Below are 19,738 nucleotides of genomic sequence, written 5' to 3'. Positions count from 1 at the left end.
AAGCACGGACCGATGAAATCCGGATGAAACCCGGGCCGTTCATTCCTGGCTGAGCGCCACCCAGTTCAGTTTCTCCTGTTCCCGTTTCGGCAGGCCCGCTACGACGAGGTCGTACGAGTCTTCGACGAGCTCCCGGACGAAACCGTCGGTCAGCGAACCGTCCAGCTCGACGGTGTTCCAGTGCTGCTTGTTCAGGTGGTAGCCGGGGACGATCGCCGGATGTTCGGCGCGCAGCCGGACCGCCAGATCGGGCTCGCATTTGAGGCTGATCCGCAGTGGCTTCGCCTTGAGCGGGCCGAGCGCGAAGATCTTGCCCGCGACCTTGAACACGCTGTTGGCCTCGCCGAACGGGAACTCCTCGCGGGCACCGGGGAAGCCGAGGCAGATCTTCCGGAGAGCGGCAGGTGTCATGGCGTTCAGGCTAACCGGACCCTCCGACAGAAACCTGTCCTGTCCAGGGCGTTGACCGGTTGTCGGTGATTCACTCACGATGGATGGAGCCGACTGGGTGGAGGCGAAACCGATATGCGCGTGAAGCAGCTCGCCGTCGCGGGAATCCTGTTGCTGGGCTTGGTGCCGAGTGCCGCGGCAGCCCCAGTGGAGAGCACCGCCACCAGCGGCTGGGTCGGCAGCTGGGCGGCGGCGCCCGCGGCCGGGGTCGCCGGGACCGACAACGGCTACCCGAACTTCTCCATCCGCAACATCGTGCACACCAGCGCGGGCGGGCACGAAGTACGCGTCCGGCTGTCCAATGCCTTCGGCCGGACCCCGGTGCTGTTCGGCCGGGTGACCGTCGCGGTCGCCGCCGGCCCGGACACTCCGCAGGCCGTGCCCGGCACGATGCGCACGCTGACCTTCGGCGGAGATCGCGAGGTCACCGTGCCCCCGGGCGCCGACATCGTCAGCGACGGCGCGGCGCTGGCCGTGCCGAGGGACGGCGACCTCCTGGTCACCACGTACACCCCGACGCCGTCGGGCCCGGTCACCTACCACCCGCTCGCGACGCAGAACTCCTACTTCACCCGGAACGGCGACAAATCCGCCGACGAGTCGGCCGCCGCGTTCCCGGAGAAGACCGCGGTCTGGCATTACGTGTCCGGAGTGGACGTCCGGGGCCCGGGTTTGCGGGGCAGTGTCGTGGCGATCGGCGACTCGATCACCGACGGGGCGAACTCGACCTGGGGCGCGAACCTGCGCTGGCCCGATCAGCTCGCCGACAAGATCAGCACGCGGCTCGGCGTGCTCAACGCCGGGATCAGCGGGAACCGGCTGCTGCTCGACGGCGGCACCTACGGGGTCAACGCGCTGGCCAGGCTCGACAGGGACGTCCTGAGCCAGTCCGGAGTGCGGACGGCGATCGTGTTCGAGGGCATCAACGACATCCAGCAGACCCCGCACCAGGCCGATCCGAACAAGATCATCTCGGCGCTGAAACAGATCGCGACGAGGGCACACGACCGCGGCCTGCGGGTGCTCGGCGCGACGATCACGCCGTGGAAGGGCTGGCGTTCGTACACGCCCCAGCTCGAAGAGACCCGGCAGGCGGTCAACCGGTTCATCCGGACCAGCGGGCTCTTCGACTCCTACATCGACTTCGACGCGGCGATCCGCGACCCCGCCGACCCGCAGCGGATGAAACCCGAGTACGACTCCGGCGATCACCTCCATCCCGGCGACAAGGGCTTCACCGCCATGGCGAACGCCGTCCCGCTGCCAGGACTCCGGTAGGAATAAGGGCTGCGCCAGGCGGTTCCGTGGGGCACGATGAACTGATGGCGATCAGGAATGACTAGCGACGACAGCGGTACCCGAGCGACGGCGCGGCTGGTCCGGTTCGCCGAACACGACGCGCGCGCCGAAACGCTGCGGGCACAGCTCGCGGATCTCCACGGAACGATCCGGCTGGCGAAACGGACGTCGAACCTGTTCCGGGCTCGGACGGCGACCAGTACGCCGGGGCTGGACGTCTCGGGCTTCACGCATGTCCTCGACGTCGATCCACTGGCACGCACGGCCGAAGTCGAAGGCATGGTCACCTACGAGCAGCTCGTGGACGCGACCCTGCCCCACGGGTTGATGCCGCTGGTCGTACCGCAGCTCAAGACGATCACGCTCGGCGGCGCGGTCACCGGCCTCGGCATCGAGTCGTCCTCGTTCCGCAACGGCCTCGTGCACGAGTCGGTGCTGGAGATGGAGTTGCTCACCGGCGACGGGCGGCTCGTCGTCGCGAACGCGGACAACGAGCACAGCGAACTGTTCCACGGCTTCCCGAACTCGTACGGGACGCTCGGCTACGCGCTGCGGCTGAAGATCGAACTGGAGCCGGTCAAACCGTACGTGCGGCTCGACCACGTGCGATACGAGGACACGGAGGAGTACTTCGCGGCACTCGGTGAAGCCTGTCGTAACGGGTCGGCCGACTTCGTGGACGGAACGGTATTCGGACCGGGCGAGCAGTACCTGACACTGGGCACGTTCACCACCACGGCGCCCGCGACCAGCGACTACACCTGGCTCGACATCTACTACAAGTCGATCCGCTCCCGCGAGACGGACCATCTGAGCGTCCGGGACTACCTGTGGCGCTGGGACACGGACTGGTTCTGGTGTTCACGGGCGTTCGGCGTGCAGCACCGGCTCCCCCGGTTGCTGCTGGGCAGGCGGCTGCTGCGGTCTTCGGTCTACTGGAAGGCGGTGGCGCTCGACCGCCGGTTCGGGATCGCCGCGAAGCTGCTCAAGCTGCGCGGGCTTCCTCCGGAGGAGACAATTGTCCAGGACATCGAGGTGCCGCTGTCGCGTGCCGCGGAGTTCCTGGACTTCTTCCGCCGCGAGATCCCGATCAGCCCGGTGTGGATCTGCCCGCTGAAGCAGCGGCCGGGTGGCGTGAACTCGCCGCTGTACGAACTGGACCCCGAAACGCTGTACGTCAACTTCGGATTCTGGTCCGCGGTCCCACTGGACCCCGGCGAGGAACCCGATACGCACAATCGGCTGATCGAGGCCGAAGTGACGCGACTCGGCGGGCGGAAGTCGCTGTATTCCGACAGTTTCTATACCGAAGACGAGTTCTGGCGGCTGTACAACGGCGACGCCTACCGGAAACTGAAGACGGCTTACGACCCCGACGGCCGCCTGCTCGACCTGTACGCGAAATGCGTGCGGCGGCGGTGACCCGGGCCGGGAAGAAGAGAGACGAACATGGCTGAGACGACGACCGTCGGCAAGATCTTCGAGCGGTTGCTCGGCCCGAGCGCCGAAGTGTCCATCACCGCCTACGACGGCAGCAAGAGCGGCCCGGCGGACGCACCGGTGTCGATCCAGGTGCGGTCGCCGCTGGCGTTGACGTACTTGATGTCCTCACCGGGAGACCTCGGTCTCGCGCGGGCTTACGTGGCAGGCGCGCTCGAGGTGGACGGTGACCTCTACACGGCGCTGCGCGCGCTCGTGGCACAGGTCGATCAGCTCAACGCCGCGGACCGGTTGTGGCTGCTGCGCGAACTCGGGCCAAAGCACCTGCGCCGTGTCGCCCCGCCCGCCGAGGAACTGCCGAGCCGCGCCAAACGCGTCTTCGACGGCCTGCGGCACTCGAAAGCGCGCGACAGCAACGCGATCTCGAACCACTACGACGTCTCGAACCGGTTCTACGAACTGGTGCTGGGCCCGTCGATGGCCTACACCTGCGCCGCGTATCCGTCCGCCGACTCCTCGCTGGAAGAGGCTCAGGCGCACAAATTCGACCTGGTGTGCCGGAAACTCGCCCTCAAACCGGGGATGCGGCTACTGGACGTCGGCTGTGGCTGGGGCGGCATGGTGGAGCACGCCGTCGAGCACTACGGCGTCGAGGCGCTCGGTGTCACCCTTTCGCGCGAACAGGCGCAGTGGGCGCAAAAGGACATCGTGACCAAGGGCCTCGCGGACCGCGCCGAGGTGCGGCATCTCGACTACCGCGACGTCACCGAAACGGATTTCGACGCGGTGTCGTCGATCGGGCTCACCGAGCACATCGGCGCGCGCAACCTGCCGTCGTACTTCCGTTTCCTCGCCGGGAAACTGAAGCCGCACGGGCGCCTGCTGAACCACTGCATCACCAACCCGGACACCTCCGTCCCGCACCGGTCACGCGGGTTCATCGACCGGTACGTCTTCCCCGACGGCGAACTGGAGTCCGTCGGCGAGATCGCCACCGCGATGCACGACAGCGGGCTCGAGGTGCGGCATTCGGAGAACCTCCGCGAGCACTACGCCACCACCCTCGGCGCGTGGTGCGCCAATCTCGACGCGAACTGGGACGCGGCCGTCGCCGAAGCGGGCGCAGGGCGGAGCCGCGTCTGGGCGCTGTACATGGCCGCGTGCCGCCTCGCCTTCGAGCGCCGGGAGATCGAACTGCACCAGGTGCTCGGGGTCAAGGTCGGTCCGGACGGGGACTCGGGCATGCCGCTGAGGCCGGACTGGGGTGTGTAGGCCTCCTCAGTGACGGAAGGCTTCGGCGAGCCACCACGAGCCGCCGTCGTCGGCGATCTTGGCGTCGATGACGAGCGGCGCGTCCCGTGGCCCGCCGAGCCATTCCGTGACCGCGCCCAGATCCTCGACCGACCGTACGGTGACGCCGTCGCAGCCGAAACCGCGGCCGATCGCCGCGATGTCGGTGTCGGGGAACCGGACGGTGGTCATGTCCGCGTCACCGAAGTGGTGGATCTCGGCGCCGTACGCGGCGTCGTTGTAGACGATGACCACGAGCGGGATCCGCAGCCGTACCGCGGTTTCCAGTTCGGAAATGGCCATGTGGAACCCGCCGTCGCCGACGCCGAGCACCGGTAGCCTGTCCGGCCGCGCCAGCGCCGCGCCGATCGCCGTCCCCATGCCCAGCCCGACGCATTGGAACGCCTGCGTGAAGCAGAAACCGTTCTCGTCGGGGACGGACAGATACGCGCTCGGGTAGCCCATGAAGTTGCCGGAGTCGATCGAGACCACGCGTTCGGCGGGCAGGATCTCGTCGAGACGGCGGCTGAGCGTGCGCGGATCGATCCTCCCGTCGCCGGATAGGTCGTTATACGGCACGTCGTTCCACCGTGTGCTTTCGGGAGCTTCGCGGCTCATTCGGTGTCCACGCCTTTTCAGTTCGGCGTGCACGTCCACGGCGGTGCTGGTGACGTCGCCGACGACACCGAGGTCGATCGGCCGGTGGGCGCCGAGCAGGCCCTGCTCGACGTCGACCTGGACCAGCCGGGCCTCCGCGCCGAGGAGCGTGCCGTGCCGGGTGGTCCACATGTTCAGCGCGCAGCCCCAGCCGATCACCAGGTCGGCGTTCCTGATGAGGTCCGCCGTTCGCGGTGACGAAAAGCCGCCCGAGATCCCCAGTGAGAAGGCATCGTCGTGGAAGAGGCCGTGCGCCACCGCCGATGTCGACAGCAACGCGCCGGAGACCTCCGCGAGTTCTTTCAGCGGCGTGGAACCGGCCCGGGCCCCGCGACCGGCGACGAACACCGGCCGCCGTGCTTCGACGAGGAGGTCCGCCAGTTTCGCGACCGCCTCGTGGCTCGGCCGGACCGGTGCGGGACCTGGGATTTCCGGAACCGGGGTCGCTTCTGGAGCTTCCTGCGCTTGGACGTCGAGCGGCAGATTGAGCAGGACGGTCCGGCGTTGCTGCACCGCCGTCCGGTACGCGCGGACGGTGTCGGCGACCGCGGTCCCCGCGCCGTGGACGCGTTCCGGCACGGCACCGACGGCGGTTCCGAGCGCGTCCTGGTCGATCCGGAAGTTCGACAGCACCGACGACGCGGCGGTGTCGGCGGTCAGGACGATCATCGAGGTCCGGCTCTTGGCCGCCTCGGTGATCCCGGTGAGCGCGTTGGTCAACCCGACGCCCTGATGGAGACTCAGCGCCGACACACGGCCGCTCATCCGCGCGTACGCGTCGGCCATACTCGCCGCGCCACCCTCGTGCCGGGCGGCGACGAACGGCACTCCGCCCGCCCGCAACCCGTTGGTGGCCTCGAAGTTGCCACTGCCCACCACCCCGAACGCCGCACCCACACCGAGTTCGGAGAGGGTGCGGCCGACCAGTTCCGCGACGTTCATGCCCGCTCGACCAGCGCGTAGACCCGGGCGGGGCTGCCGGAGCCGCCGACGATCGGAAGCGGGCTGACGATCAGCAAAGCTCCGGTGGCCGGCAGACTCGCCAGATTCTGCAACTGGGTCAACCCGTGCTTTCCCGCGCCCAGAAGGAGTTCATGGCAGGGGAAGGCGGGTTCGATGGCCAGCGCCTGCCCCGCGTCCGTGCCAACGGTCTCCACCCCGAACCCGGTGATCGGCGCCTCCTCCGCAAGCCAGCGGGCACACTCCCCCGAGACCCCCGGCGAATGCGGGCCGTTCTCGTCGTTGTTGAGGAAGGCCTCCTGATCATGCGAACGGGCGTCCCAGCCCGTGCGGTAGAGCAACCAGCCGCCATCGGGAAGCGGACCGTTCACGCGCTCCCACTCACGGATGTCGTCGATGGACAGCAGGAAATCCGGATCCTCGGCCGCACGAGCCGACGCGTCGAGCACCACCGCCGGCGCGACCAGCGTCCGCAAGGGAACCTGGGAGACGTCGTGGCCGTCCTTTCCCGACAGCCAGTGAACGGGAACGTCGAGGTGGGTCCCGGTGTGCTCGCCGGTGTGGATGTTGTTCCAGTACCAGCGCGGCCCGCGTTCGTCGTACCGGCTGATCTCCTCCAGACCGAACGGGATCGTGTTCGCGAACGGCTCCGGCAACTGGAGGATCGGCGTGCTCTCACTCAAGGGGGCGGTGAGGTCGACGACCTCGATCGCGCCCGTGGTGATCGCGGTGTTCAGCTGGGCCAACAACGACATGCGTGCCTCCCGGGAGTGACTGCGGCGTCCTGGTCACCTTAGGCGGGATTCGGGGATGACGGGATGGCTTGCCGGCTCCGGACGCGATTGTCGGATGTCACCGATACAGTGCGTCGCGGACTCGAGCGACGATGCGTGATCCCGATTCGGTCCGGATGGCCGCGTTCATCGCCAGGGACCCCAACGATCGCGAGGCGTTCGACCTCCACATCGCAAAGTTGAGGACTTCTCAGGACATTATCCTGCGTACGGTGACCGGCGACGGACACCTCCTCGGCACCATCGGCAGTTTCTTCGTGGAAGGCGACGCTGAAATTACTTAGGGAGTCGCCGCCCGAGCCCTCACACTGTTCCTCGACCTGGTCGAGGTCCGGCCCTTGTATGCCCGGGACGCCGAAACCGGAGAAACCATCCTACGCCTGAACTAGTGAGGGGCAGCTCAGAACACGACTTGCCACTAACGACCATCTTGAGGACATGGGTCCCGACGGCTTCCACGACATCTTTTCCTTACCTCTCAACAACTCCTGACACACCAAGGTTACCCGTCTCTGTCTTCGCCAGAATGCGAACACGATTCTGTAGCAACTTTCACGTTCGTACGCCTGTTCGAACGCTGGTATTCTTGGGGGGTGTCCAGCCAACGAATCCTCGAACCGCCACAGGAGCTGTGGCGTGCCGGTGCGCGCGAACTCGCGCACGGCGTGGTCGAGCGTTTGTCGGTGGCACGACAGGCTTTGGCGGAGGTCGGGCAGTTCCTGACGGAGATAGAGTCCCGCGGTCCGATGGAGTTGTTCGGGCATGGTTCGACCGCGGGCTGGTTCGCCGAAACCGCCCGCATCACCCCCACAGAGGCCCACGACACCGTGAAGCGGGCACTGGCGGTGAACGAAAGCCGAAACCTGGACGGCACCCCCGCCCCCGCTTTCGCCCCCATCGCCGGAGCCGCTGCGGCCGAAGGGGAACTCGGGCACCAGCACCTCGACCCACTCCTGGCGGTACTGAAGAAGATCCCCGCCGACATTTCCGCCGAAGACCGGTCCGGCGCGGAACAGATCCTGGTTAACCTGGCCCGGAATGCCGGCCCCCAGCAGATCCTCAACGGCGGCGCCGAACTCCTGGCACACCTGGACCCCGACGGCAACGAACCCAAAGACGAAGACCTCACACCACCCTCGCGCGAAGTGCACCTGCGGAAACGCGACGACGGCTGGTGGCGGCTCAACGGCCTCCTCGACCCCGAATTCGGCGCCCGCGCCAACGCCCTGTTCGAAACCTGGGGACAACGAAGACCCGTCGACGAAGACGGCAACCGCGACCCCCGCACCCCCGGCGAACGCCACGGCGACGCCTTGTTCGACGCCCTCCACTACGCCATGACCAACGACAAGGCCCCGACCCTGTCCGGGGATCGGACGACGGTGGTGGTCACCATCTCCCTGGAGACCCTGACCTCCGGACTCGGGGCGGCCTGCGTCGACGGAGTCACCCAGATCACCGCACGCCACGCCCGCATGCTCGCCTGCGACGCGAAAATCATCCCCGCCGTGCTCGGCACCGAGAGCGAACCCCTCGACATCGGCCGCGTGACCCGGTCCGTCAGTCCCGCCCAACGCCGGGCCCTGAACCTCCGCGACCACGGCTGCGCCTTCCCCGGCTGCCACCGCAAACCCAAACACTGCGAAGCCCACCACATTCAGCCCTGGGGCCAACTCGGCGACACCGACCTGAACAACCTCTGCCTGCTCTGCCGCTACCACCACATGGTCATCCACGGACAATCCGGCTGGAAAGTCCGCATGACCAACGGACGACCCGAGTTCATCCCGCCGCAATACCTGGACCCACTACAAACACCACGCCGCAACCACCGCTGAACCCCGAGGAGCCCGCCAGCCACCACCGGCGACGGGCCCCTCGGCATGCCCACGCTCAGTTGAACCAGGTGCCGAACATCGAACTCTGCGACCGACCCGCCAGCCGCTTCCCGAGGTCGACCGCTTGCGCCTCGGTGAGCAGGCAGATGTAGTCGGTGACGGCCCGAGCGCATCGAGCCTCCTTGTTGTCGTCGAAGGTCCCTTTCGCCTCATCGTCACGTTTGATGTCGCGGTAGATCACGCGGAGCTGGATAGGGATCTTCGGGCTGTTCGGTGACTTCTCCAGACATATGAGCAACCGGTCGAAGAGCGAACCGATGATCCTCTTCTGACCCTCCTGCTGGATGGCCAGCGGTGGCCTGTCGATCACGTAGAACCACGTGAGTTCCTTCAGCGCGGCGACCCGGTATTGACTCGGCTCATCGACCTCCACAAAGGGTGGTTCGTCTATGAGCCGGACCGCCTCCACGAGCCTGGTGAGATGGTCGCTGGTGATCATGTTCATCCGGACACGGTTCTCCCGGGTGTCCCAGCATTGCGATTGAAGGTTCCCGCCGAACTCTTCGACGATCACGTCGAGCTGCTCCCGAAAGCGGTATTCGTTGAAGCCGACGTCGTCCTTCAGCCGGCGTCGGCCATGCTTCAGTATGCGCTTCTTGTCGATCGCGAGATTGTGCAAGGGGATCAACCCCGCCCGGAAGTAGTCCTCGAGATCATGCGTCGCGTAGCTGATGTCGTCGGCCCAGTCCATCAGGATCGCGTTCGCGGATCTCAGCTCGCCGAAACTCGACCGCCTCGCCCACTCGAAGTCCTTCCGTTCGGTCTGATAGGCACCCCATTTGTTGCCGTGGCCGCGGTCGGTCCACGAAGCCGCGGCCTTGGCCGAATCACGCGGTTTGAGGCGCGGGTACTTGAGGATGGCGTTCAGCGTGGCCCGAGTCAGATTGAGGCCCGTGTGGTCCATCTTCCGGCGCGCGAGTTTCGTCACCACGCGGAAGGACTGCGCGTTTCCTTCGAAACCTTCGAGTCCCGCGACCTGGGCGAGGCGCTGGCCGAGGACCTCCTCGGCGACATGACCGAACGGCGGATGGCCGATGTCATGCGCGAGCCCCGCTGTCTCGACGACATCCTCGTTCAAATCCGATTCCGGCGGAAATCCCGCCTCCGGATCATCCAATTGGCAGCGCAGGTTCTGCACGAGTCTTCGCCCCATCTGCGCGACCTTCAAGCTGTGCGTGAGCCGGTTGTGCAGCACCAATTGCTCACTGACCGCGGCGACCTGAGTCACTCCGGCCAGCCGCCGAAAGGCGGATGAATAGAGCACTCGGTCCCGGTCGCGCTGATACGCGTCCCGATAGTTCTCCTTCTCCTGCACTTTGTGGCGCCGATCAGTTCCCTCCGACATGGTCCCTCCTCGTCCTGGCTCGAAGAGCCTTGAAGAGAAGGCGGACCACGACAAGGAACCGTTAACGACTCAAGCCGAAGTGCTGGCCATCGGTACTCGTTCGCGACCGAACCGCAACCCGGGTCAGTCCAGAATCACCAAATCCAGTCCCGACAACCGATCCCGGTCCGCGATGACGTCGATCTCGCTGATCTTCCCGTCCACGAAAGCGAACGCGAGGACCACCGAAGGCCGTCCTTCGTCGGCCATCACGAGTCCGATGCCGCCGTTCACCAGCGCGAGCCGGGTGACGGCCGCCCGTACCGAAGCGGCCGCCGCACCACGGGCCACCGTGTCGGCGCCCCGCAGGAAGATCGGCGCGCGCGACGGGCCCGCGGCCTTGTCGGCGCGGAGGACGACGTCGGGGTGCAGGAGCTCGAGGAGCGCTTCGAAGTCTCCGCCGCGGGCCGCGGCCAGGTAGGCGTCGACGACTTGGCGGTGTCGCGCGACGTCCGGTTCCGTGGTGACGGAACGGCCTTGGACGCGGCGCCGGGCGCGGCTCGCGAGTTGCCGGGCGGCGGCCGGGGTGCGGTCGATCAGCGGGGCGATCTCGTCGAACGGTACGGCGAACATGTCGTGCAGGACGAACGCGAGCCGTTCGGCGGGGGCCAGCGTGTCCAGGACCACCAGCATCGCGAGGCCGACCGAGTCGGCGAGCACCGCGTCGGCGGCGGGATCGACCGAGGGGTCGATCGGCTCGGACGACTGGTCGTCGAGCGGTTCCTCCCGCCGGTGGTCGCGCGAGCGCAGCACGTTCAGGCATACCCGCGCCACCACCGTGGTCAGCCAGCCGCCGAGGTTCTCGATCTCACTCGCGTCGGTGCGGTCGAGCCGCAGCCACGTGTCCTGGACGGCGTCTTCGGCCTCGCTGACCGAACCCAGCATCCGGTACGCCACCGCCCGCAGCCTGGTCCGGTGCTCCTCGAAACGTTCGGTCAGCTGATCCACCGCTCACATTTAACAGCCTCCGAGATCGTCGGCGAACCGCACGCCCGACGACCGGTACGAGGCGGCCCGATCGGCGGCCGCCTGTGGCGTCAGGACCTCGTTCTTCGCGTAGTAGACCCAATCCACCTGCTCGAGGTAGGTGCTCGTGCCACCGCTGTGCTGCGTGAGGTCGATGAACCACTGGTTGAAATTCAGGGACATGTTCTGCCGCGGGTACACGTCGAACGGCCCGCCGCGGTCGTGGTCGGCCACCAGGACGCCGTCGATGTAGTACCGCACATGGCCGTCGGACACGGTCGCGGCGACGGAATGCCAGCCGTCGATGCTGCGGCGCTGGCTGTCGCTCTTGTTCTCGGCGTACCACGGGTCCGGCGTGTAGGTGTGCCAGCTGGTCTGGAAGTTGACCGGCCCCGCCTCACCCCATCCGCCGTTGGGCAGGTACTCCGAGAAGTCCAGTTCGCTGTAGATCGGGTCGTTGTCGTAGCGGAGCGGGCTGATCGTGAAGAACGTCTGGTTGATCCGGTCGCCGTCGGGGCCGGACACCGGCGCGTCGGAGAAGCGGATCCGCGCCGCGTAGGTCCCTTCGAAGAACCGCCGGTTCGGTTGCATGATCTCGGTCTGCGTCGTGCCCGCGGGCGTGCCGTCGGTGGCGGAGGCGAGTTGCAGCACCTTGTCGCCGCCGGAGGTCGGGAACGTGATGCCCTCCGGGGCCCAGCGCGCGCCGCCGACGCCAGGGCCGCCGGCGCCGGAACGCACCTGCCAGCCGTGCTGGGACAAGAGCCCGTCGGTGTGCGAGGTGTAGTGGAAATCATCGAACAGCTGCCCGCAAGCGGGCGCTGCGGTCGCGGTGCCCGGCGCGAGTCCCACTGCGGCGACCGACAACGCGGCGACGGTGGCGGAACGGAACTTCCCTGGGTTCGGCATCCTTGTCCCCTTTACCACTGGTCAGTTTCCACCACCGTCGCCCGGTGAAGTGGTAAAGTCAATAGGTCTAGACAACTTGTCCACCAGCCAATTCGAGATGACCACTGGGTAGGCTGCGGTCATGCGGCGAACAGAGGTCAAGGATCGGCTCCGCCTGCTCATCGAGCGGCGGCAGCCGGGCGAGGTCCTGCCTTCGGAACGCGCGCTGAGCACCGAAATCGGCGTCTCGCGCCCCACCCTGCGGGCCGCGATCGACGAACTGGAACGCGACGGTCTCGTGGTCCGCGAACACGGCCGCGGCACGTTCACCGCACCGCGCAAGATCTCCCAGGATCTCGTGCCCGCCACCGGCGGCGAACAGTTCGCCCCGCCCGCCGAAGGCCATTGGACCAGCCGGGTGATCGACTTCGCCACCATCCCGGCGGGCGCCCGGCTCGGCAAACGACTCGAGGTCTCCCCCGCCCGGCAGCTGGTGGCCGTCACCCGCGTCCGCGTCGTCGAAGAGGCGCCGATGGCGATCGAACGGATCCTGGTCCCGCGGGATCTCGTACCGGACATCACGGCCGCGGGCTTCGAGTCCGGCTCGTTCTACGAACTGCTCCGCACGCGGTACGAGGTCGTCCCCGCGACGGCCGTGCAAATCATCGAGCCGACCGTCACCGACGCCGACGAATCCGGGCTGCTCGGCGTCCCGCAGCACTCCCCCGCGCTGCTGTTCGAGCGCACCACCCGCGACGAGGGCGGCCGCGTGATCGAGTACACCCGCTCGATCTACCGAGGCGACCGCTACCGGATCACCTCGCATCTGACGTTCGACCACACCTCCGGCTGACTCCGGCGCGCCGGGGCCGTCCAGCCGCGAGTCCGTGCGAGACTCCCGGGCGATGTACACCCCGTCCGATCTCGCCGACCTGCTCGAATGCGAGCACCGCAGCCTCCTGAACCAGGCGCTGGCCGCCGGCCTCCCAGGAGCACCGCGACCGGGCTCCGGGCCGGATCAGCTGGCGGTCACGCACGGGCGCGCGCACGAGGCCGCGACGCTGGACAAGCTGCGCGGCGAGCGCAGCGCCGTCGTCGAGATCGACGAACGCGATCCGGTCGTCGCCGCGAAAGCCACCGAAGAGGCGCTTCGGGCGGGCGCGCCGGTGATCTACCAGGCGGTCTTCCACGACGGCGAGTTCTCCGGCCGCGCCGACTTCCTGATGAGGGACGACGAAGGTCGCTACGAGGTCTACGACACGAAGCTGGCCAGGCACGCGAAGCCCGCTGCGGTGGTCCAGCTGACCGCGTACGCCGACGCCCTTCGCCGCGCCGGTTGGCCCTCCGGTCCGCAGATGCACCTGCTGCTCGGTGATCACAGCACCCGCTCGTTCCGCGTCGACGACTTCCTCCCGCTGGTGGACCGGCTCCGCGCCCGGCTGCGGAACCGGCCGACGACTCTGCCGGTCCCGTTGTGGGCCGACGAACGGCCCGCCTGCGGTGGCTGCTCCTACGCCGCGCATTGCGCGAGCGCCCGCGAAGCCGATCGAGACCTTTCGCTGGTCGCGGGGATGCGCGGTGACCAGCGGCGGAAACTCGTCGCCGCGGGTCTCGGCACCATCGACGCGCTCGCGACCGCCACCCCGGAGGATCGGCCGCGCGACATCTCGACGACGTCGTTCACCACGCTGCGCGCCCAGGCCGCGATCCAGGTCCGGCAGGACGCCACCGGTCAGATCGCCTACGAGATCATCGATCCGGACGCGCTGGCCACCCTGCCGCCGCCCGCGCCCGGTGACGTCTTCTTCGACATGGAAGGCGATCCCTACGCCCTGGCCGGCGAAGGGCTCGAATACCTCTTCGGCGCGGTGACCGCGGACGACGACACGAAGTTCACGCCGTTCTGGGCGCACAACCGGGCGCAGGAGAAGCGGGCCTTCGAGGAGTTCGTCGACTTCGCCACCGCGCGGCTCGCGGAACATCCCGGTTCGCACGTCTACCACTACGCGCCGTACGAGGTCACCGCGATCAAACGGCTCGCCGCCGTGCACGGGACCCGCGAGGACGCCGTCGACCACCTGTTGCGCAGCGGCGGGCTGGTGGACCTGTATTCCGTGGTGCGCAAGGCACTCCGGGTCTCGCAGCGGTCGTACTCCATCAAGTATCTCGAACCGCTCTACATGCCGGAAGCCCGCGACGGCGACGTCAAGACGGCGGTTTCGAGTATCGAGGCCTACGAGGAGTACCTGACGCTCACCGCCTCGGGCGAGACCGAACACGCGGACGAAGTGCTGCGCGGGATCAGCGACTACAACGAATACGACTGCGTTTCCACGCTGCGGTTGTTCGAGTTCCTCCACAAGGTCCGGGTGGAGGAAGGGATCGAGCTCGCCGAGCCGCCGGAAGAGTCCGATGTGGACGCTCTACTCCGGCAGACAGAAGAGGACGTCGCGGCCCAGAAACGCGCGGAACGCGCCGCGCAGCTGGCCGCGCTGGTCGATCCGCTGCTGGAGGGCCTGCCCGACGACCCGGCCGAGTTCACCGGCGAGGACCGCGCCCGCGCGCTGCTGGCCGCGTCCGTCGGCTACCACCGCCGCGAGACGAACCCCGCGTGGTGGGAGTACTTCCGCCAGCTGGCCGCCCCGCTCGGCGATCTGGAGACCGACAACGCGTGCACCGTCCCGGTTTCGCTGGAGGCCGGGGAATGGGTGCCGCCTTCGGGCCGGGTACGCAAGGCGAAACGCTCGCTCATGCTCCGCTGCGACCCGGACCGGCCGCATCCCTTCGCGCCCGGCGACGACGTCCGCCTGCGGTACGGGGCGGCCGCGCGGGACGCCAAGGTCGTCTCGGCCACGGCCGTCGAACTGACCCTCGAGGAAAGCTGCCCGCCCGACGAGACCACCGCGGACCGGCCGGTGGCGGTGCTGCCGGGGAGCCCGGTCCGGCCTTCCCCCAAGGACGACGCGGTCGCGGACCTCGCCAGGCTCGTCGTCGACACGCTGCCGGTGCTGCCCGCTCATCCCGGCGTCGATCTGCTCCGGCGCACGTCGCCGCGGTTGCGTGACGACCGGCCCCTGCCCCAGCCCGGGGCGGATCTGGTGAACACGGTGATCGAGGCCGTCGAGGCACTCGACGGCTCCGCGCTCGCCGTCCAGGGCCCGCCCGGCGCGGGCAAGACGTATCTCGCGGGCAGGCTGATCGCGAAACTGGTGCGCGCGGGTAAGACGATCGCGGTCACCTCGACCAGTCACAAGGCCGTGGAGAACGTGCTGTCCGCCGCGCTGAAGAACGCGCCGGATCTGCCGTGCGCCAAACGCGCCAAGCGGACCCCGGATCCGGCCTCGCCCTGGGAGCAGCCGAAGACCAATCCCGCGCTGGTGAAATGGCGCGAGGAGCACGACACCGGGCATCTGGTCGGCGGGACCGCCTGGACGTTCGCGAACGCCGCGATCCGGGAAGAGCCCTTCGACCTGCTGATCATCGACGAGGCCGGCCAGTTCGCCCTCGCCGACGCGCTCGCGGTGTCGATGTGCGCCAAGAACCTCCTGCTGCTGGGTGATCCGCAGCAGCTGCCGCAGGTCGTGCAGGGCACGCATCCGGCGGGCGCCGAGGCGTCCGCGCTCGGGCATCTGATCGGCGAGGCCGACATCATCCCGGCCGAACTCGGGTACTTCCTCGACGAGACCCGCCGGATGCATCCGGCCGTCTGCTCTCCGGTGTCTCAGCTGTCCTACGCGGGCCGCCTGCACTCGCATCCTTCGGCGGCCGAGCGGGCGATCGAGGGCATCGAGGCGGGCCTGTACCTCGCCGAGGTCGATCACCACGGGAACACGACACGGTCGGTCGAGGAGGCCGAGGCGGTCACCGCCCTCGTCTCCGAACTCCACGGCCGCGCCTGGACAGACCACGGCGATCCCCGGCCGCTCGGCGACGAGGACATCCTGGTCGTGGCGCCGTACAACCTGCAGGCCCGCGTCGTGGCGCGTGCGCTCGACCAGGCCGGGTATCCGGGCGTCCGGGTGGGCACGGTCGACCGGTTCCAGGGGCAGGAGGCGCCGGTGGTGATCACCACGATGACCTCGTCTTCGGCCGTCGATCTGCCGCGTGGCCTGGACTTCCTGCTCTCCCGCAACCGGCTGAACGTCGCGCTGTCCCGGGCGCAGGCGCTCGCGATCGTGGTCTGCTCGCCGCGGCTGGTCGAGGCCGACATCCGCACGGTCGACCAGATGCGGCTGGTTTCAGGCATGCTCGGGTTGATGACCGAAGCCGTGCCTTGGCACGCAGGACGGAGTGACCATGAGTGAGAACAGTCCGGAGAAGAAGCCGGAGATCCTCGACGCCGAGATCGTCGAGGAGACCCCTGTGCCGCCCGTCGAGGTTCCGGACCCGGACTACAGCGAGTCCGGGGTGCCCTCGTTCGATCACGTGCGCGACCGCATCGAGCAGCGGTACACGACCTCGCTGGGCTCGACCGAGCTCGCGGGCATCGGCGGCAAGGAAGACGTGGCCTCGCTGGACAAGAAGATCGCCGACCGCGACAAGGCGGCCAAGGACAAACTGGCCGAGATCCGCCGCGCGATGCGGGAGCAGTGAGTCAGCCCCAGTGCGGTGACCCGGCCTTCACCGCGATGGTGTGCGCCTTCCGATAGTGCTCGGCGGCCGCTTCTCGCAGGCCGAGGGCGGTGGCCAGCTCGCCGAGGTAGTGCGCGACCGGGCGGAGGGTGAGCATCCCGCTCCCAGCGCCCGCGATCTCGTCCTCGGCCGGGAGAAGCTCGGCGTACAGGCGTTCCATCGCCGTCCGGTCGCCGAGTTCGATCGCGACGACGGCGGCCAGACAGGTGCGCGCCTCGTACAGCAGGTCCCGGGGCGAGTCCGGGATCGGGAGCACCGGACGGCACCAGCTTTCGTAAGCGCCGTAGCTTTCTTCGCGCGCTTCGGATGGCATGCCTCGTTGGATCCGGTCGCAGAACAGGGCGAGCGCGAGGATCCCGTTGTCCACTCCGGACATCGCGGTTCCGGCGAGGCCCGCCGCGGCGGCGCGGTAGGCGGCTTCCCCGCGGGGACCGGTCATCGCGGTCCGCATCGCGCGATACCACCGGGTGAACACGCCGACGAGCGGAAGGTCGTACTTCTCCCCCAGTTCGTCCGCCGAAGCGGCGTGCCGGTCCGCGGCCGCGAACTCCGCGAGCGCGCTCTTGGCCTGTACGAGGACGAGATGCCCGAGTACCTCGAACGTCACCAGCCCATGCCGCCTGGAGAGGTCCACCAGTTCCTCGCCGATTCCGGCCCGCTGGGGTGCCAGCCCCGCGCGGTCGAAGGACTGCAGGAACCGGGCGTTGAGCGCGAAGGCCAGCAGCGCCGGGTCACCGATCCGGCGGGCGAGCGTCTCGGCTTCCCGCGCCGCCTCGCGAGCCCGCTGTCCGCCCGCGTTCCGCAGTTCGACGGCGAGCGTGGCCAGCAGACGGCACCGCTCGGCCTCCCGATCGGCGGGCAACGCGGCGAGGGTCCGCTCGACGGCGCCCGCGATCCGGGAAGCGAGTGCGGGATCGTCGCTCTCGGTCCAGCTGGCGGGGACGTCGAACGCGCCGATCACCCGCGCGGTCAGCAGCGAATCGTCCAGCTTTTCCGCCAGTTCCAGCGCTTCGGCCCGATCCCGCCGGGACTGGCCGAGGCCGCCCGCGACGGCCGAAGCACGCGCCTTGCCCATGATCAGCTCCAGCCGCTTCTCCGGATCGGAGGCGCCGGACCGATCGAACGCGGTGAGCGCGGCGTCCCAAAGTCTTGCCGCTTCCGCCTGCGCGAAACGGCTTTCGGCCCGTTCGGCGGCCGCCCGCGCGTAGTGTGCGGCGCGGTCCGCGTGCTCCTCGGAGAGCACGAAATGGTGCGCCAAGGCATCGACGTCGTCAGGGCGCAGAACTTCCAGCGCCTCGGCGATCTCGCCGTGCTCGCGGGCACGCCGCGAACGAGAGAGATCGTGGTAGAGCGTGTCCCGCACGAGCGCGTGCGCGAACCGGAATCGACGCGGCGCCGGCTCGGTCAGAAATCCTTGCCGGACAGCGCTTTCGGCCGCGTCGAGCGCGGTTTCCCCGGCCAGTGCCTCGAGTACGTCCAGGTCGACATCCGTGCCGATCACCGCGGCCCGGCGCACCACGCTCCACGCCGCGTCCGGTAGCGCTTTTAGCCGATGCCGGACGACGTCGCGGACTCCCGGCGGCACCGCGTCCAGCGCGGCCGGGCCCTCGGCGGCCAGCAGACGGGCGAGTTCACGCACGAAGAAGGCGTTGCCGCCGCTGCGCCGGTGGATCACCGCGGCGGTCCGCGAGTCGACTTCCTCTCCGGTCGTGACCAGGACCAGGTCGGCGATTTCGGTCTCGGGCAGGCCGCCGAGGTAGACGCGCACCGGCTCGTGACGTGCGGCCCGGCCGAGGAAATCCGTCAGCCGCGCGGGCGGGTCGGTGCCTCGATGGGTCGCGACGACCAGCACCGGCTCGGCCAGGACCGCGGTCAGCAACGCGAGCGTCTCCTCGCCCGCCCAGTGCAGGTCGTCGAGGACGAGCAGCAGCGGCTTGGCGCCGGCCAGATAGGCCGCGACCGCCCGATGCCATCGCCAGCGCGCGGCGACGGGGTCTTCGGACACCGGTTCCGCCGTCGGCGCGGGGCCGTATCCGGCGTCGGCGAGTGTCGCCAGGATCCGGGTCCACGCGTAGGCGGGCGGCACGCCCTCGTCGTCCGGGTTGCTCCCCCAGGCCGTGGCCCAGCCGCGTGCGGCGAGCCGGGCGGAGAACGCCTCGGCGAGCGCGGTCTTCCCCACCCCGGCGTCGCCCGATACGAGCACCAGCCGCGACCGGGCCGCGGCTTCCTCGAGCCTGGTCAGCTCCGCGTCGCGGCCGACCGGCGGCCGCTCGGCGATCTTGGCCACGGACGGCGTCAGCCGCGGTGCTTGCGCCAGGATGTCGGCTTCCAGTTCACGCAGGCCGGCGCCGGGATCGATGCCGAGTTCGTCGGCGAGCAGCTTGCGCGCGGTGCGCAACACCGTGAGCGCGTCACCCTGCCGCCCGGCGCGGTAGAGCGCCAGGGCCAGCAGCCGGGAACCGTTCTCCCGCAACGGGTATTCGCGCACCCGTGGTTCCAGCTCGGGGATCGCCTCGGCGGCCCGGCCGAGCGCGAGGAGTGCTTCGGCACGCAATTCCCCGGCCAGCAGCCGGAGTTCGGTCAAGCGGGAAACCTCCCCACGCGCCCAGCCTTCGTGGGCGAACTCGGCATACGCCGTCCCGCGCCACAACGCGAGCGCGGTGTCCACTTGCGACAGTGCCGCGGCCGCCCGCCGTGCGTCGAACAGTTCGCGGGCGGCGGCGACGGCGGCCTCGAAGTCCCAGGCGTCGACGGACTCCGCACGCAGCGCGTAACCGCGGGCGACCGTGACGAGCAGCCGAGCGGGCTCCCGGGGCGCGCGATCCGGCTCCAGCGCGCGGCGAAGGGCACCGACGAACGTCTGGACGGCGCCGACCGCGCCCTCGGGCGGGCGCTCCCACAGGTCGTCGACCAGGCGTTCCACCGGCACGACGCGGCCGCGGGCGATCAGCAGCCTGGCCAGCACCGCCCGGTGCCGCGGCCCCTTGAGCCCGACGGCACCCCGCGCGTCCTCGGCCACGAGCGGGCCGAGCACCCCGAACCGCATCGTCACCTCCCTCTTCACCGACGGTGATCATCGTGCC

The 19,738-nt window shown here is 68.9% G+C and carries 15 protein-coding genes; 8 read left to right on the top strand and 7 right to left on the bottom strand.

What is annotated here, in order from left to right; genetic code table 11:
* Nucleotides 1-39: 39 nt before the first annotated feature.
* The gene (locus DMH03_RS40510) at nt 40-411 is read right to left on the bottom strand and encodes an MmcQ/YjbR family DNA-binding protein (protein ID WP_125797298.1); all 372 of its coding nucleotides are present in this window, start codon (nt 409-411) and stop codon (nt 40-42) included.
* A 114-nt stretch (nt 412-525) separates the two neighbouring features.
* Between DMH03_RS40510 and DMH03_RS40505 the strand changes: the two genes are divergently transcribed.
* Genes DMH03_RS40505 through DMH03_RS40495 form a run of 3 tightly spaced genes read left to right on the top strand, consistent with a single transcriptional unit; the run spans nt 526 to nt 4,461 of the window.
* On the top strand, nt 526-1,728 hold the full coding sequence (locus DMH03_RS40505; protein WP_125797297.1) for an SGNH/GDSL hydrolase family protein: 1,203 nt from the start codon (nt 526-528) through the stop codon (nt 1,726-1,728).
* A gap of 57 nt (nt 1,729-1,785) precedes the next feature.
* A complete protein-coding gene (locus DMH03_RS40500; RefSeq protein WP_125797296.1) occupies nt 1,786-3,171 on the top strand; it encodes an FAD-binding oxidoreductase in 1,386 nt (461 codons plus the stop codon).
* 27 nt (nt 3,172-3,198) lie between these two features.
* A complete protein-coding gene (locus DMH03_RS40495) occupies nt 3,199-4,461 on the top strand; it encodes a class I SAM-dependent methyltransferase (RefSeq protein ID WP_125797295.1) in 1,263 nt (420 codons plus the stop codon).
* 6 nt (nt 4,462-4,467) lie between these two features.
* Here the strand turns inward: DMH03_RS40495 and DMH03_RS40490 are convergent, their stop codons facing one another.
* Nucleotides 4,468-6,078 carry a thiamine pyrophosphate-binding protein gene (locus tag DMH03_RS40490; protein ID WP_125797294.1) on the bottom strand — a complete coding sequence of 537 codons (1,611 nt, stop codon included), beginning with the start codon at nt 6,076-6,078 and terminating at the stop codon, nt 4,468-4,470.
* The gene (locus DMH03_RS40485) at nt 6,075-6,851 is read right to left on the bottom strand and encodes a cyclase family protein (protein ID WP_125797293.1); all 777 of its coding nucleotides are present in this window, start codon (nt 6,849-6,851) and stop codon (nt 6,075-6,077) included. The genes DMH03_RS40490 and DMH03_RS40485 overlap by 4 nt, the downstream gene beginning before the upstream one ends.
* Before the next feature lie 131 nt (nt 6,852-6,982).
* On the opposite strand from DMH03_RS40485, the gene DMH03_RS42765 reads away from it, so the two are divergent.
* Together DMH03_RS42765 and DMH03_RS40475 are read left to right on the top strand one after the other, a co-directional pair.
* Complete coding sequence (locus DMH03_RS42765) at nt 6,983-7,174, top strand: hypothetical protein (protein WP_233611875.1); 192 nt, start codon at nt 6,983-6,985, stop codon at nt 7,172-7,174.
* Between the two features lie 309 nt (nt 7,175-7,483).
* On the top strand, nt 7,484-8,728 hold the full coding sequence (locus tag DMH03_RS40475) for an HNH endonuclease signature motif containing protein (protein WP_125797292.1): 1,245 nt from the start codon (nt 7,484-7,486) through the stop codon (nt 8,726-8,728).
* Between the two features lie 55 nt (nt 8,729-8,783).
* On the opposite strand, the gene DMH03_RS40470 is transcribed toward DMH03_RS40475, so the two are convergent.
* The 3 genes from DMH03_RS40470 to DMH03_RS40460 all read right to left on the bottom strand — a co-directional run bounded on the left by DMH03_RS40470 (nt 8,784) and on the right by DMH03_RS40460 (nt 12,044).
* Complete coding sequence (locus tag DMH03_RS40470; protein WP_125797291.1) at nt 8,784-10,133, bottom strand: deoxyguanosinetriphosphate triphosphohydrolase family protein; 1,350 nt, start codon at nt 10,131-10,133, stop codon at nt 8,784-8,786.
* Between the two features lie 123 nt (nt 10,134-10,256).
* On the bottom strand, nt 10,257-11,120 hold the full coding sequence (locus DMH03_RS40465) for a sigma-70 family RNA polymerase sigma factor (RefSeq protein WP_125797290.1): 864 nt from the start codon (nt 11,118-11,120) through the stop codon (nt 10,257-10,259).
* 9 nt (nt 11,121-11,129) lie between these two features.
* The gene (locus tag DMH03_RS40460; protein ID WP_125797289.1) at nt 11,130-12,044 is read right to left on the bottom strand and encodes a glycoside hydrolase family 16 protein; all 915 of its coding nucleotides are present in this window, start codon (nt 12,042-12,044) and stop codon (nt 11,130-11,132) included.
* Between the two features lie 121 nt (nt 12,045-12,165).
* On the opposite strand from DMH03_RS40460, the gene DMH03_RS40455 reads away from it, so the two are divergent.
* From DMH03_RS40455 to DMH03_RS40445, 3 genes are read left to right on the top strand one after another with little or no spacing between them, the layout of a single operon-like run.
* Nucleotides 12,166-12,876 carry a GntR family transcriptional regulator gene (locus DMH03_RS40455; protein ID WP_125797288.1) on the top strand — a complete coding sequence of 237 codons (711 nt, stop codon included), beginning with the start codon at nt 12,166-12,168 and terminating at the stop codon, nt 12,874-12,876.
* A gap of 52 nt (nt 12,877-12,928) precedes the next feature.
* Nucleotides 12,929-16,327, top strand: coding sequence for a TM0106 family RecB-like putative nuclease (locus tag DMH03_RS40450; protein ID WP_125797287.1), 3,399 nt, complete (start codon nt 12,929-12,931; stop codon nt 16,325-16,327).
* On the top strand, nt 16,320-16,616 hold the full coding sequence (locus DMH03_RS40445; RefSeq protein ID WP_125786352.1) for a hypothetical protein: 297 nt from the start codon (nt 16,320-16,322) through the stop codon (nt 16,614-16,616). Before DMH03_RS40450 ends, DMH03_RS40445 begins: the two co-directional genes overlap by 8 nt.
* 1 nt (nt 16,617) lies before the next feature.
* Here DMH03_RS40445 and DMH03_RS40440 read toward each other — a convergent pair whose 3' ends face one another.
* Complete coding sequence (locus tag DMH03_RS40440; RefSeq protein ID WP_199749212.1) at nt 16,618-19,701, bottom strand: AfsR/SARP family transcriptional regulator; 3,084 nt, start codon at nt 19,699-19,701, stop codon at nt 16,618-16,620.
* Between the last annotated feature and the right edge of the window lie 37 nt (nt 19,702-19,738).

It is taken from the genome of Amycolatopsis sp. WAC 01376 (assembly GCF_003947415.1).
Lineage (GTDB): Bacteria > Actinomycetota > Actinomycetes > Mycobacteriales > Pseudonocardiaceae > Amycolatopsis.
Note: the sequence above shows the minus strand (reverse complement) of the source record. Positions and strands in the feature narration are given on the sequence as shown.

Excerpts from the sequence above, each read along its gene's own strand:
- DMH03_RS40510 (WP_125797298.1), bottom strand. The coding sequence starts at position 411 with ATGACACCTGCCGCTCTCCGGAAGATCTGCCTCGGCTTCCCCGGTGCC.
- DMH03_RS40505 (WP_125797297.1), top strand. The coding sequence starts at position 526 with ATGCGCGTGAAGCAGCTCGCCGTCGCGGGAATCCTGTTGCTGGGCTTG.
- DMH03_RS40500 (WP_125797296.1), top strand. The coding sequence starts at position 1,786 with ATGACTAGCGACGACAGCGGTACCCGAGCGACGGCGCGGCTGGTCCGG.
- DMH03_RS40495 (WP_125797295.1), top strand. The coding sequence starts at position 3,199 with ATGGCTGAGACGACGACCGTCGGCAAGATCTTCGAGCGGTTGCTCGGC.
- DMH03_RS40490 (WP_125797294.1), bottom strand. The coding sequence starts at position 6,078 with ATGAACGTCGCGGAACTGGTCGGCCGCACCCTCTCCGAACTCGGTGTG.
- DMH03_RS40485 (WP_125797293.1), bottom strand. The coding sequence starts at position 6,851 with ATGTCGTTGTTGGCCCAGCTGAACACCGCGATCACCACGGGCGCGATC.
- DMH03_RS42765 (WP_233611875.1), top strand. The coding sequence starts at position 6,983 with ATGCGTGATCCCGATTCGGTCCGGATGGCCGCGTTCATCGCCAGGGAC.
- DMH03_RS40470 (WP_125797291.1), bottom strand. The coding sequence starts at position 10,133 with ATGTCGGAGGGAACTGATCGGCGCCACAAAGTGCAGGAGAAGGAGAAC.
- DMH03_RS40460 (WP_125797289.1), bottom strand. The coding sequence starts at position 12,044 with ATGCCGAACCCAGGGAAGTTCCGTTCCGCCACCGTCGCCGCGTTGTCG.
- DMH03_RS40455 (WP_125797288.1), top strand. The coding sequence starts at position 12,166 with ATGCGGCGAACAGAGGTCAAGGATCGGCTCCGCCTGCTCATCGAGCGG.
- DMH03_RS40450 (WP_125797287.1), top strand. The coding sequence starts at position 12,929 with ATGTACACCCCGTCCGATCTCGCCGACCTGCTCGAATGCGAGCACCGC.
- DMH03_RS40445 (WP_125786352.1), top strand. The coding sequence starts at position 16,320 with ATGAGTGAGAACAGTCCGGAGAAGAAGCCGGAGATCCTCGACGCCGAG.
- DMH03_RS40440 (WP_199749212.1), bottom strand. The coding sequence starts at position 19,701 with ATGCGGTTCGGGGTGCTCGGCCCGCTCGTGGCCGAGGACGCGCGGGGT.